Below are 12,512 nucleotides of genomic sequence, written 5' to 3'. Positions count from 1 at the left end.
CCACAGTGAACAGCGCCCGCCGGATGGCGAGGCCCCGCGCGAGCAGGGACCCGAGGATCCGCCGGAGCAGTACGAGACGCGAATGGCCCAGGTCGGCTGCTGCGACAAAGCCGAGCCGCCGGCAGCCGAGCCCGACGCGCGCGAGCTCGTGGCCGGTGTACGGGATGCGGTCACGTCCCGTGCCGTGTCCGTCGCCTCCGCCCTCGGGTGATCCGCCGCGGAGGTGTCGGTGGGACCCGGTAGGCTTCGCGGCGTGCGCCCGGGACGGGCGCACGCCGTATGTCTGCGGCTTCCACCAAGGCACGCAAATCGGAGGAACCGGCGGTGCACGTCCAGGAGTGGCTCGAGACCGTACCCGCGGTCAGCATCTACGCGCTGGTGGGGCTGGTCATCGGCCTGGAGAGCCTGGGCATCCCGCTGCCGGGCGAGATCATCCTGGTCTCCTCCGCGCTGCTCGCCTCCCAGCACGGCGACATCGATCCCGTCATCCTCGGCGCGTGCGCCAGCGCCGGCGCGATCATCGGCGACTCCATCGGCTACGCCATCGGCCGCAAGGGCGGACGGCCGCTGCTCGCCTGGCTCGGCGGGAAGTTCCCGCGGCACTTCAGCGAGGCGCACATCGCGACCGCCGAGCGGTCCTTCGAGAAGTGGGGTATGTGGGCCGTCTTCTTCGGCCGCTTCGTCGCCCTGCTGCGTATCTTCGCCGGGCCGCTCGCGGGCGTGCTGCGGATGCCGTACTGGAAGTTCCTGATCGCCAACGTCTTCGGCGGCATCCTCTGGGCCGGCGGCACCACCGCGGTCATCTACTACGTCGGCGTCGTCGCCGAGGCATGGCTGAAGCGGTTCTCGTGGGTGGGACTGGTGCTGGCGGTGCTGATCGGCCTCACGTCGATGCTGGTGCTCAAGCGCAAGGCGAAGAAGGCGCAGGTCGCGCAGTCGGAGTCGGGCGCGGAGCCGGTTCCGGCCGGCGACAGCGCCCCCTGAGCGGCGCCATGCGGCTCCGCCGCGCGGGCGCGACCGGTCACCCCCGGCCCGCACCCTCCCTCACTCGTGCACCTCGCGGTGGGCCTTGGCCAACTCCGCGTACATCGTCCCGTTGAGCGTGATCCCCTCCCGCTCCTCCGCACTGAGCTCCCGCCGAACCTTCGCAGGTACCCCGGCGACGAGCGACCCCGGCGGCACCCGCATCCCCTGCGGCACCAGCGCCTGAGCGGCGACCAGCGAACCGGCACCGATCACCGCCCCGTTGAGCACGGTCGCCCCCATTCCGATCAGACAGTCGTCCTCGACCGTCGCCCCGTGCACCACGGCGTTGTGCCCGATCGACACCCGTTCCCCGACACTGACCGGGAACCCCGGATCCGCATGGAGTGTGCAGTTGTCCTGGACGTTGCTGCTCGCGCCGACGGAGATCCGCTCGACGTCGCCGCGCAGTACGGCCCCGTACCAGACACTCGCCCCCGCCCCCAGCGTCACGTCCCCGATCACCGAAGCCGTGGGCGCCAGGAACGCCTCCGGATCGACCTTCGGCTCCTTGCCGCCGATGCCCGTGATCAACGCCCGCTGTGCCATCTCCGCCTCCTCGTCGTGAACAACACGCACGGTACGCCACCCGGTGGGGCGAAGATCACAGCCCTACCGCCCCTTGAGGGCAGCCGACGCTGAGTACCGTGAGCGGGTGCCGAAGAGCAAGAACACGTTCTCATCCTGGCGGCGCCGCCTGGCGCAGCGGGCCGTCCACGCGGGCTGGGCCTGGTTGCAGCGCACGGGCTCGGTCACGGCGGAACACCCGGGACGGTTCCGCTTCGGCGCGATGGGAACCGGTACCAGGCTCGCCTTCCCCCTGGGTACGGTCTTCGGCGAACCCTGGATCCACCTCGGCGCCCACTGCATCGTCGGCGAACAGGTCACCCTGACCGCCGGTCTGATGCCCGACCTGGACCTCGGTCCCGAGCCGATCCTGCGCATGGGCGACGGTGTCGTCCTCGGCCGGGGCAGCCACGTCATCGCCGACACGACGGTCACCATCGGCAGCGACTGCTACTTCGGGCCGTACGTCTACGTCACGTCCACCAACCACTCGTACGACGATCCGCATCAGCCCATCGGCAAGCAGTGGCCGCGGATGGAGCCGGTGGAGATCGGGCCGGGCTGCTGGATCGGCACCGGCGCCGTGATCCTGCCGGGCGCGCGGATCGGGCGGAACGTGGTGGTGGCCGCGGGGGCGGTGGTACGCGGTGTGGTGCCCGACCATGCGGTGGTGGCGGGGGCGCCTGCCCGTGTCGTACGGCGCTGGACACCGTCAGACGGCTGGCAGCCGCCGCTCAGGACCCCGGCGCCGGTGCCGATACCCGACGGGGTCACGTCCGATCAGCTGCTGGCGCTCGCGGGCCTCGACGAGGAGACGGCGGCGAAGCTCGCCGAGCTGGACCTCGAGTCCTGAGAGCCGGCCACACCTCTGCCGCTGACGGCGCAGTGCAGTGCGGCGCACGAACGAGGTGCATGGGGTGCACCGACCCGCAGTTCAGTAGAATGAACCTAATCATCCAGGCTATTGGACGGAATGTGTCGGACCTCGATCTGCTGACCCAGTCCCTGGCGCGCAACGTCAGGCGCTGGCGTACCGAGCGTGGCTTCACCCTGGACACGCTGGCCGCCCGCGCCGGGGTCAGCCGCGGCATGCTCATCCAGATCGAGCAGGCCCGGACCAACCCCAGCCTCGGTACGGTCGTCAAGATCGGCGACGCGCTCGGGGTCAGCGTCACGACCCTCCTCGACTACGAGCAGGGGCCGAAGGTGCGGGTCGTCCCGGCCGAGCAGGTGCTACGGCTGTGGCACACCGACGCGGGCAGCTACAGCCGGCTCCTCGTGGGCACGGAGGCCCCCGGCCCGCTGGAGATGTGGGACTGGCGGCTGATGCCGGGCGAGAGCAGCTCCTCGGACCCGCACCCGACCGGCACCGTCGAACTCGTCCATGTCACGGCCGGCGAGCTGACGCTGACCGTGGACGGAGTGGAGTACCGCGTCCCGGCGGGCGCCAGCGCGTTCTTCGAGGCGGGCGCGGCGCACACGTACGGCAACGACGGCGACGTCCCGACGGAGCTGGTGCTGACCGTCTCGGTGCCGCCCGTGCACTGAGACATCCCGTCTCCGGTGGCGGGGCGGCTGTTAGCGTGCCGGCATGCGCGCACCCATCGGACACTTCGACCAGGCCGCCCCCGCCCCCGACTGCCTCGACGTACTGACCCGCCCGGTCGCCGACGCCGTACGCCACTGGCGCGGCAGCGTCCCCGCCGACCAGATCGTCTACGTCGACACCGACCCGCAGTGGGCCGACACCGCCGTCTTCGTGGAGCACTACGGCCAGGAGCTGCTGGAGCAGTCGGCGAACTGCGTGGTGGTCGCGGGCAGGCGCGGCGGCGAGACGACGCTGGCCGCCTGTGTGGTGCTCTCCACCACCCGGGTCGACGTCAACGGCACCGTCAGACGCCAACTCGGCGCCCGCAAGGCCTCGTTCGCCGCGATGGACACGGCCACGGGTGAGACCGGCATGGAGTACGGCGGCATCACCCCGATCGGACTGCCCGACGGCTGGCCCGTACTGGTGGACTCGGCCGTGGTCGACCTGCCGTACGTCCTGGTCGGCAGCGGCCGACGGCGCGGCAAACTGCTGGTCCCCGGGAAGGCGTTCGCGGAACTGCCGGGAGCGGTGGTGCTGGAGGGGCTGGGAATCGCCTGAGGTCAGGCGGCCGTCGCGTGGTGGGCAAGCGCCAGATGCGGGTCGGCCTCGCCCGGTGCGTGGGCCGGGTCGGCGTGCACCAGGGCGGCGGTGAGGCGTGGTACGGCGTGCAGCAGGGCGTGTTCGGCCTCGACGGCGATCGCGTGGGCCTGACGTACGGTCACGTCTCCGTCCACCACGACCGCGACCTCGGCCCGCAGCCGGTGACCGATCCAGCGCAGCCGCAGCTCGCCCACCTCGTGCACGCCCGGCACCTCACACAACGCCCGCTCCGCCCGGTCCACCAGGGCCGGATCGACAGCGTCCAGCACACGCCGGAACACCTAGCGCGCCGCGTCCCGCAGCACCAGGGCGATCGCCGCGGTGATCGCCAACCCCACCACCGGGTCGGTGAGTTGCAGGCCCAGCGCCGCGCCGCCGGCACTGAGCAGCACCGCCAGTGACGTGAATCCGTCTGTACGCGCGTGCAGTCCGTCCGCGACCAGCGCGGCCGAGCCGATCGAGCGGCCGACACGGATCCGGTAGCGCGCCACCCATTCATTGCCCGCGAAACCGACCAGGGCGGCCACCGCGACCGCCGGGATGTGCTCCACCGGGCGGGGGTCGAGCAGCCGCCCGATCGCCGTCCACCCGGCGAAGGCGGCGGACGCGGCGATCGTCAGCACGATCACGATGCCCGCCAGGTCCTCGGCGCGGCCGTAGCCGTACGTGAAGCGGCGGGTCGCCGCGCGGCGGCCCAGCACGAAGGCGATGCCGAGCGGTACGGCGGTCAGCGCGTCCGCGGTGTTGTGCACCGTGTCGCCGAGCAGCGCCACCGACCCGGACGCCACCACCACGACCGCCTGCGCCAGCGCGGTCGCGCCGAGTACCGCCAGTGAGACCCAGAGCGCACGCATCCCGCGGGCCGATGACTCCAGGGCGGTGTCGACCTTGTCGGCGGTGTCGTGGGAGTGCGGGGTGAGGGCGTGGGCGAGACGGCGGGGGAGGAGGCGGCGGAGGCCGTGCGCAGGGCGGTCCTCAGGCCTGTGGCTGTGCTCGCCCTGCCCGTGACGGTGCGGATGTCCGTGATCGTGCAGGTGGTCGTGCCGGTCGCTCACGTGGATCCCCTCCCGGTGCGCGGCGGTGGACGAACGGGTTCGGTGCGTTGGTGGACGTACCCGCTCCCCGGGGACATTATGTGCGTATGAGCGCACGCATGCACCTGTCACCTGCGCACGATGCGCATCCGCGCACTCCGGGCGAGGAGCAGTTCGCGCTCGCCGCCGAACTCCTCGCGCTGCTGGGCGACCGCACCCGCCTGACCCTGCTGCACGCCCTGAGCGGTGGTGAGACCGACGTCACCACCCTCACCGAGGTGTGCGGTGCGGCGCGGCCCGCGGTCAGCCAGCACCTGGCACGGCTGAGGCTCGCGGGACTGGTGACCACGCGCAAGGAGGGCCGCCGGGTGATCTACGCCCTGCGCGACGGCCATCTGCGCAGGGTCCTGGACGAGGCGCTGAGCCTCGCCGACCACCGGCTCACCGGGCGGCCGGAGCACGACTGAGTCAGACCGTCGCGTCCATGCCGAGGTACTGCTCCGCGAAGGCGGTCGCGGCGGAGGGCGAGGTGAACAGGCGGCGCAGCCGGGCCAGGGTGGTGCCCGCGCGGTACGGGTCGCCCGAGGCGGTCCCGTGGTACACCTCGGACAGCCACTGCGAGAACTCCTGGTAGTCCCACACCCGGCCCAGGCTGTCCGCCGAGTAGCCGTGCAGCCCGCTCGCGTCGCCCTCGGTGAGGTACGCAACGAGCGCGTCACCGAGCAGGAAGGCGTCGTGGAGGGCGAGATTCATGCCCTTGGCGGCGATGGGCGCGGTGAGGTGGGCCGCGTCGCCGGCCAGGAACAGCCGGCCGTACGCCATCGGCTCGACGACGTAGTTGTGCATGTCGAGCACGCGCTTCTCGATCAGCCGGCCCTCGGTGAGCGGTGGGGTGTCGGTCGCGCCGAGCCGCTCCTGGAGTTCGGCCCAGACGCGGTCCTCCGGCCAGTTCTCCGGGTCGTCGCCCGGCGGGCACTGCAGGTAGTAGCGGGTCACCTGAGGGCTGCGGGCCATGTGCCCGGCGAACCCGCGCGGGTGGATGCCGAACACGACACAGTCGGACGACGGCGGCGCCTCGGCGAGCAGCGCCAGCCAGCCGATGCCGTAGTCGTGCCGCGCAATGCGGACCCGCTCCGGTGGCAGCGCGGTCCGCGCCACGCCGCGCGCCCCGTCGCAGCCGGCCACGACGTCGCAGTGGAGCACCTGACGTCGACCGGTCTCGGGGCAGGTGTACGACACCGAGGGCCGGCCGGTGTCCAGGTCGTGCAGTCGGACGTCCCGCACTCCGAACCGGATGTCCCCGGCGCGTATGTCGGCGTACTCGCGCACCAGGTCCGTCACCAGCAGCGGCTGCGGGTAGACGAAGTGGTGTTGTCCCGTCAGCTCGGCGTACGACAACCGGTGACGCTGCCCGCCGAAGCGGAACTCGCACTGGGTGTGCACCTGAGCGCGTTCCAGCAGGTTCCCGGCCAGGCCCCGCCGCTCGAGCCCGCGCACGGCCCACTCCTCGAGGACCCCGGCCCGCGGCCGTTGCTCGATGAACTCCCTGCTCTCCACCTCCAGCACCACACAGTCGACGGAAGCGGCCCGCAGAATGTTGCCGAGCGTCAGCCCGGCCGGCCCGGCGCCCACGATGACGACCGGAAAACGTTGCGGGCCAAGGGAGTTGATGTGGGGGGTGGGGTAAGTCACCCGAGCATTATGGCCATGGCTCGGCTCGGCCCGCCGGACATGCCCTAGCCGAGAAGCGGTATCTCGATGGCCGGGCAGCGGTTCATCACCATGTCCAGGCCGGCGGCGCGGGTGCGGTCGTAGGCCGGCTCGTCGATGACGCCGAGCTGGAACCAGACCGCCTTGGCGCCCTTGGCGACCGCATCGTCGGCGGCCGCGCCGGCGAGGCCGCTGTTGACGAAGACGTCGACGACGTCCACCGGGACGGTGTCCGCAGGTGCGATTCCGTTTCGTATGGAGGTGACTCCGTGAGCCGGGCCGGTCAGCCGAGCCGGGGGATCTCGATGGCGGGGCAGCGGTCCATGACCATGTCGAGTCCGGCGGCGCGGGTGCGCTCGTATGCGGCTTCGTCGATGACGCCGAGCTGGTACCAGACGGCCTTGGCGCCGATGGCCGCGGCTTCGTCCGCGAGGGGGCCGGCGAGGTCGCTGTTGACGAATACGTCGACGACGTCGATTTGGAAGGGGATCGCTTTCAGGGAGGGGTATCCCTTTTCACCGTGGACCGTCTCGGCCTTCGGGTGCACAGGGACGATGCGCTTGCCGAAGCGCTGGAGGACGTCGGCGACGCCGTATGCCGCACGCCGCTGGTTCGTCGACAGGCCCACGATCGCCCAGGTGTCGCCGAGCTCGGTGAGGATCTTACGGATCGTTGCTGCGTCGCCGTACACGCTCGGCCTCCTTGGGATTCGTGCAAGGGCTGCTGTGACAGACAACAGTGGGCGGAGCGCGGTTCTTCCTTGCGGCCGCCGCCGGGGGCGACGTGTTGCTCCGGGGACGGTGTCGGGGGTGTCACGACAGAAATGGGGTATCCATATTCCTTTCGTGGGGCGATTTCAGCAGTGCTCGCGGGCGGTCACGGGGCAGGATCTGGCAGACGGCGCAGCGTTGGGATGTGGATTCCCGTGAGGCTGGCTGACTCTTCTAAGATCCGCACCGGATGGCGGCGTCGCGAATTTGCTGATCTCGACTCCTGGTTGCGGCGGATCTGTGCTTTGGTGGTTGCGGGAGTAGCAGCGTACGCGTCCTATATCCATCAGCGTAAATTCGCCCTGCAGGGTGGGGCGGATTCAGTAAGTGCTGCAATCTGGCCACTGTCCGTTGATGGTTTGCTCTTGCTGGCAACGGTCGGGCCGCTGAAGCGGCCCGACCGTGAGTCTCGGCGGAGGCGTTATGTCGTGTGGTTGGCGTTTCTGCTGGGTATCGCGGTCTCACTCGTAGCCAATATCGCGGCTGCTCCCTACTTGGCCTGGCAGCCGGTATTGGTGGCTGGATGGCCGCCCGTTGCCCTCTTGCTGTCGGTTGAACTCCTCGTCCATCGTCCTGCGGAACAGACAGGAGACGGCGGGAGTGAAGACGAGGGCATCGGGTTCGAGTGGATGGGTGATCCATTGTTGGAACGTGCTCGGCAGTTGGATCTACAGCATCGGAGGCGATACCAGCGGCCTATTTCTGCTGAGTCACTCCGCAAGGAGTTGCGGATCGGCGCGGGACGGTCAAGGGAGTTGGTCACGGTCGTGCGTGCTGGTCACGACGGAAGTGTTGCGAGCGCCGGTCCAGACGCATAGGACAGTTCGTTCACGCCAGTGGCATCCTGGGCCTGACCTACACCCTTGCTGACCAGGGCAGTTGTGTCGGCGGCTGCGGAATGCTTCCCTCCAGTTCCCTGGAATTCCCCGGAGTTCCCGGCCGGTTGTGCAATAAATGTGCAACGGGCCGGGCAGGGGTGGGAGTGGTCGCAGCTGCTGAAGTCACAGAACCCGGCGTACAGCCCGACTCGTCTGCCATCGGGGCTCTGATCTGGCCTTTTGGCCTGGTTGGGGTCCTTTTCCGCGTCTGGGCACTTCCCGCTTCTACATGCGAGTTCCCGGGAGTTACCGCGGAAGTGTGCACTCGTTGTGCACTGGGTCGGCGTGCCGGGCGGTGGGTTCGATGAGCGATGTCACCGAGTCACAGGAGGCGGCTGTCGGGAGCCGGGCCTTCGACCTCGACGCGCGGATTCGGTCCCTGTGCGCTCTCGTCGTTGCCGGTGTTGCCGCCTACGCCTCGTACGTTCACCAGAGGGAGTTCGCGCTGCAGGGCGGGGCGGATTCGGTCAGTGCTTCGTTGTGGCCGCTGTCTGTGGACGGCATATTGCTGCTGGCCACGGTTGGCCTGCTGAAGCCCACGGCGCATCGCACACGCCGGGCGCGAGGCGCGGTGTGGTCGGCCTTCCTGTTGGGGATCGCGGTATCGCTGGCCGCGAATATCGCGGCGGCGCCAGCTTTGGCGTGGAAGCCGGTACTGGTCGCCGGATGGCCGCCTGTCGCGCTGCTGCTGTCGGTCGAACTCCTGGTACACCGCCCGGTCGACCGGATTGCTGATGAGGCTGGGCACCTGCGAGAAGGGCGCGGCTGTTTGAATGACGAGCGCCTGCACGAGGGCGACGATCCTTTGTTCACCCGGGCTCAGATGATCGACGCACGGCACCGGAAGCTGCACCATCGACACGCGTCGGCAGAGACCCTGCGGAAAGAGCTGCGCGTCGGCGCGAAACGATCGAGGCAGTTGACCGCACTCGTACGAGGGAGCCGGAGTGGCAGCGGCGATGCCGAGGTGCTCGGCGACCGGGTAGACGGGCAGAAGGGCCGGCGTTTCGATTGAGCCCTGGCGACCACGGTGACTTCCGAGGCGAGGCTGCCACGTTTCCCGGCGCTGTTGTCGCCTGGTGGGCACACCGTGCGGCAGTGACGTATGACTTGCTGCAGCGGCTTGGCCGCAGGTTCGAGTCCTGGGCGGGGCGCGTAGCAGAAGGATGGCGGTCTGAGCTGGGGGTTTCGGCGGGGCGGCTTGTCGTTGAGGGGAGTTTTTGTCCTACGGCACGGGGGAGGGCGGGGCGGTGAGGCGGCCCAGCGGGGGCGCAGAGGGACCCGAACTGCGGCGCGGGTTCGACCTGGATGTATGGGTGCGGCGCTTGTGTGCCTTGGTGGTGGCGGGAGTTGCGGCGTATGCCTCCTGCATGCATCAGCGGCAGTTCGCCCTGCAGGGTGGCGCGGACGCGGCGAGCGCCGCGCTCTGGCCACTGTCGGGATGAGGTTCGGACAAGATCGACAACGACACTTCCACGAGGGGGGCGAGGGCTGCGTCGTGGGCGCTGGTCTTCTTCGTGGCGATGCGTGCCTCGAGCCGTTGCCAGACGGATACGGCCTCGCGGGCGAGGACGGTCTGGCGCTGACTGCGGGTCGCCGTCCGCCCGCGCTCGGCACGCTGTCGATGTTCAGCGCTCATGGTGTGGGTAGCGGCGGGGGCGTGGTGCCGTGCAGGCGAGGGTTGGTGCGGAAGTTGGCCGCTGCGGTGCGTGCCGGTCACCATGGCCGAGCCGTTGACGTGTGATGTCGACGCTCCGCCTGCTCGACGACCTCAGGGCGCGAGGTCGGCCAGGAGAGCGTCGAGGACGGCCTCTTCCTCGATGCGCACGCCGAGTTCGGCCAGGGCGGGGTGCAGGTCCCGGTCCCATGCGGCGGTGGTGGGTGTGCCGGTCAGGGGCGGGGCCAGGGGCGTGGCGGCGGCCGCGGTGCGGTAGTCGGCGGCGGTGTAGCGCCAAGGCAGCCAGGGGACGCGGCGCAGCAGGGCGGTGGCGATGCGCAGACCGCCCCAGTCGAAGTCCCCGTGGTAGCGCAGCGCGGACCCTTGGGTGTTCAGGTGGCGCAGCAGCGTGAGGGCGGCGGCCGAGGGCTGGCCCTGGAGGCAGACCAGGGGGGAGCAGGCGGGGCCGTGGGTGTCGGCCGCGGTGGCCAGGACGGTCGGGTTCTCGCACACGTACATCGTGGCGGGTGGCGTCCGCGGCGGGGTGCGGGTGAGCTGGCGCAGGGTGAGGACGGCGGGTTCGCCCGCGTCGGCCGTCCAGTCGAGGGCCGGGGTGCCGCGCAGGCCCAGGGTGAGGACGGTGGAGGAGAGGGCGTCCTTGAGAAGTCCGGCCGAGGCCCATGCCTCGCGGCGCCATTCGGCTCCGGTGCCGTCCGGGAAGCCGGTCAGGGCGCGGATGCCGGATAGGACCAGGGTGGCGAGCGGGGTGCTGTCGTCGAGGGCGTGGGCGTCGCCGAGCGCGCCGGCGGCGAAGGCGGACAGGGACACGGCGGGTTCGGCGGGCAGCGCCCGCAGGGCCGTCGCGGCATCGGTGAGCAGAGCCCTTGCCGCGTGCGGAGTGCGGGCGAGGCGGCGTACGAGGCCGTCCTGGCGCAACCGGGCGGCCCAGTCGGCGAGTTCGGGCCGCAGCTCGTTGAGCGGGGTATAGGCGTCCTGCCAGGCGTTCGCCTCCCGCTCGCGTACGTCGGCGAGCCTGGCGACCGGGCCGGTGAGGGCGGTGACGGCCGGGGCGAGGCCTTTGGGGCTGATGCCGGAGCGGCGCAGGACGGCGTCCACCGCGTCGAGACGCACGGTCAGCGAGCGTCCGGCGCGTGGGGTGCGGCCCAGCAGGCGTTCGGCGGCGGCACGCTCAGCGGTGGTGGGGGTGGCGAGGGTGATTGGGCCGGTGAGGGGTTCGTCCCGCTCCAGGCGGCGGCGCACGCGCTCGACCAGCCAGGCGAGGCCGGGGTCGCCGAGCAGGCGGGCCAGGCGGTCGCGGTCGACGCGCGGGCCGGGTTCCTCGTACGTGCTCATGCCCACAACCGGTCCTGGCCGGATGCGGCGCCCTCAGCGGGCGCAGGTGCTGCGCCGCCCGGAGCGGCCGGGGCCTCCGCCTGGGCGGGGAGTGCTGCCAGGTGGTGGTCCGGTTCGGCTCCCCGCACGCGCTCGGTGCCGTCCCATTCCCAGCGGGTCACCAGCACCGCGGCGATCTCGTCGACGCGGGAGAGCTGAGCGATGGCGATGCCGGGGACCTGCGGGTAGCAGGCCCATTCGCGTTCGCTGGTCATCACCACGTCCAGGTCGAAGGCGTGCAGCAGGCCCAGGCACTTGGCGCGCGAGTCGTCGTCCACACCCGCGAACGCCTCGTCCAGGGTGACCAGGCGAGGTGCGTCTGGGGCGGCCGTGGCGTAGTGCGAGGAGGCGGCGGCGAATAGCGGCACGGACACGGCCAGTACGCGTTCCCCGCCGGATGCGGGCCCGGTGGCCGGGACCCACGTGCCGTGCTGGTGGCGTTCGATGCCGAACTCGTGCCAGGCGCGGTAGTCGAGAGCAGCGGTGAGCACCTCCAGCCAGCTGCCCGCCGTGTCGTCGGACTGACGGCGGGCGATCTCGGCCTGCAGGAACTCGCCGACTGCCGCCCGGTCCTCGGGTGCCCAGGCGTCCGCGGACTGGCGCAGACGTTCGCGTGCCTGGGCCAGTCCCGTCGGCGCCTTGCGCGAAGGGCCCCACACCAGACGCAGTTTCATACCAGTGGAGGTGGGCCGTTCCTGGAGCTCGGCGTTCATGGCGTTCACTTGCCGCTCGGCCGCTCCGATCAGCTCCTGCAGAGTGCCCGCGACCTCGGTCAGCAGATGGGTTTCGAGGATCTCGCGTTCGTGCGCGGACAGGATGCGCGCCAGTTCGGCCACTTCCGTGACGAGGGCCCGGGCCAGCTCGGGGACGCTCCGCCGACGGCCCTGATAGACGATGTCGACGACCATGCCGTCCTCGACCATGCGGGCGGTGGCGGTGTGGCCGCCGCGGGAGAGCGCGTCCTGCAGCTTCTTGTACTCCTCGCTGAGCCGCTTCTGCACCCGTTCCCAGGCGCCGTCCGAGTCGTCGGTCGAGTTGAGTTCCGCCTCGACGGCGCGCGCGAGCGCGATCGCCGGAGTGGCCGCCCACGGACCGCCGTCCAGCGGGGGTACGGCCGCCTCGGGCAGGGCGACGGTCAGCAGGCCGGTGCCCGCGAACCGCTGAAGCGCGGCGATGGCCTCGGCGCGGGAGACGGCGGCTTCGCGCACGTCCTTCTCCAGCTGCTCGATGCGGCCCTCGGCACGGCTGGCGCGCTGGTCCGCGGCGGTGTGCTCCGCACGGGCCGTGCGC

The 12,512-nt window shown here is 70.9% G+C and carries 15 protein-coding genes and 1 pseudogene; 8 read left to right on the top strand and 8 right to left on the bottom strand.

Annotated elements, in window-relative coordinates; translation table 11 throughout:
• On the top strand, window positions 1–211 hold a 211-nt coding region (locus tag ACTWQJ_RS32875), incomplete at its 5' end, for a hypothetical protein (protein ID WP_443310154.1).
• A gap of 113 nt (window positions 212–324) precedes the next feature.
• Window positions 325–984 carry a DedA family protein gene (locus tag ACTWQJ_RS32870; protein ID WP_443310157.1) on the top strand — a complete coding sequence of 220 codons (660 nt, stop codon included), beginning with the start codon at window positions 325–327 and terminating at the stop codon, window positions 982–984.
• A gap of 60 nt (window positions 985–1,044) precedes the next feature.
• Here ACTWQJ_RS32870 and ACTWQJ_RS32865 read toward each other — a convergent pair whose 3' ends face one another.
• Window positions 1,045–1,572 (bottom strand): gamma carbonic anhydrase family protein, encoded by a 528-nt coding sequence (locus ACTWQJ_RS32865; protein ID WP_443310156.1) that lies wholly within the window; start codon window positions 1,570–1,572, stop codon window positions 1,045–1,047.
• A gap of 106 nt (window positions 1,573–1,678) precedes the next feature.
• Between ACTWQJ_RS32865 and ACTWQJ_RS32860 the strand changes: the two genes are divergently transcribed.
• From ACTWQJ_RS32860 to ACTWQJ_RS32850, 3 genes are all read left to right on the top strand, one after another.
• The gene (locus ACTWQJ_RS32860) at window positions 1,679–2,443 is read left to right on the top strand and encodes an acyltransferase (protein WP_443310153.1); all 765 of its coding nucleotides are present in this window, start codon (window positions 1,679–1,681) and stop codon (window positions 2,441–2,443) included.
• Window positions 2,444–2,565: 122 nt separating this feature from the next.
• A complete protein-coding gene (locus ACTWQJ_RS32855) occupies window positions 2,566–3,138 on the top strand; it encodes a helix-turn-helix domain-containing protein (protein ID WP_443310152.1) in 573 nt (190 codons plus the stop codon).
• A 43-nt stretch (window positions 3,139–3,181) separates the two neighbouring features.
• Window positions 3,182–3,739, top strand: coding sequence for a YbaK/EbsC family protein (locus ACTWQJ_RS32850; protein ID WP_443310151.1), 558 nt, complete (start codon window positions 3,182–3,184; stop codon window positions 3,737–3,739).
• A 2-nt stretch (window positions 3,740–3,741) separates the two neighbouring features.
• On the opposite strand, the pseudogene ACTWQJ_RS32845 reads toward ACTWQJ_RS32850, so the two are convergent.
• Window positions 3,742–4,836, bottom strand: a pseudogene (locus tag ACTWQJ_RS32845) (cation diffusion facilitator family transporter).
• 86 nt (window positions 4,837–4,922) lie between these two features.
• Here ACTWQJ_RS32845 and ACTWQJ_RS32840 point away from each other — a divergent pair.
• Window positions 4,923–5,282, top strand: a complete 360-nt coding sequence (locus ACTWQJ_RS32840; protein WP_443310150.1) for an ArsR/SmtB family transcription factor — start codon at window positions 4,923–4,925, stop codon at window positions 5,280–5,282.
• Window position 5,283: 1 nt separating this feature from the next.
• Here ACTWQJ_RS32840 and ACTWQJ_RS32835 read toward each other — a convergent pair whose 3' ends face one another.
• From ACTWQJ_RS32835 to ACTWQJ_RS32825, 3 genes are read right to left on the bottom strand one after another with little or no spacing between them, the layout of a single operon-like run.
• Window positions 5,284–6,507, bottom strand: a complete 1,224-nt coding sequence (locus ACTWQJ_RS32835) for a 4-hydroxybenzoate 3-monooxygenase (protein WP_443310149.1) — start codon at window positions 6,505–6,507, stop codon at window positions 5,284–5,286.
• Between the two features lie 44 nt (window positions 6,508–6,551).
• On the bottom strand, window positions 6,552–6,782 hold the full coding sequence (locus ACTWQJ_RS32830) for a CoA-binding protein (RefSeq protein WP_443310155.1): 231 nt from the start codon (window positions 6,780–6,782) through the stop codon (window positions 6,552–6,554).
• 26 nt (window positions 6,783–6,808) lie between these two features.
• Complete coding sequence (locus tag ACTWQJ_RS32825; protein ID WP_443310148.1) at window positions 6,809–7,216, bottom strand: CoA-binding protein; 408 nt, start codon at window positions 7,214–7,216, stop codon at window positions 6,809–6,811.
• Window positions 7,217–7,348: 132 nt separating this feature from the next.
• On the opposite strand from ACTWQJ_RS32825, the gene ACTWQJ_RS32820 reads away from it, so the two are divergent.
• Together ACTWQJ_RS32820 and ACTWQJ_RS32815 are read left to right on the top strand one after the other, a co-directional pair.
• Window positions 7,349–8,113: a DUF2637 domain-containing protein gene (locus ACTWQJ_RS32820; protein WP_443310147.1), complete on the top strand. Its 765-nt coding sequence runs from the start codon at window positions 7,349–7,351 to the stop codon at window positions 8,111–8,113.
• 364 nt (window positions 8,114–8,477) lie between these two features.
• On the top strand, window positions 8,478–9,188 hold the full coding sequence (locus tag ACTWQJ_RS32815) for a DUF2637 domain-containing protein (protein WP_443310146.1): 711 nt from the start codon (window positions 8,478–8,480) through the stop codon (window positions 9,186–9,188).
• A gap of 360 nt (window positions 9,189–9,548) precedes the next feature.
• On the opposite strand, the gene ACTWQJ_RS32810 is transcribed toward ACTWQJ_RS32815, so the two are convergent.
• The 3 genes from ACTWQJ_RS32810 to ACTWQJ_RS32800 form a co-directional block, all read right to left on the bottom strand.
• Entirely contained in the window at window positions 9,549–9,812 is a 264-nt protein-coding gene (locus ACTWQJ_RS32810) for a hypothetical protein (RefSeq protein WP_443310145.1), read from the bottom strand.
• A gap of 132 nt (window positions 9,813–9,944) precedes the next feature.
• Complete coding sequence (locus tag ACTWQJ_RS32805) at window positions 9,945–11,183, bottom strand: TIGR02679 family protein (protein ID WP_443310144.1); 1,239 nt, start codon at window positions 11,181–11,183, stop codon at window positions 9,945–9,947.
• A partial coding sequence (locus tag ACTWQJ_RS32800) for an SbcC/MukB-like Walker B domain-containing protein (protein ID WP_443310143.1) occupies window positions 11,180–12,512 on the bottom strand: 1,333 nt, incomplete at its 5' end. The genes ACTWQJ_RS32800 and ACTWQJ_RS32805, both read right to left, overlap by 4 nt.

The organism is Streptomyces sp. KR55, from assembly GCF_052245645.1.
GTDB lineage: Bacteria > Actinomycetota > Actinomycetes > Streptomycetales > Streptomycetaceae > Streptomyces > Streptomyces flavusporus.
This window is presented reverse-complemented; position numbering and strand designations above follow the sequence as displayed.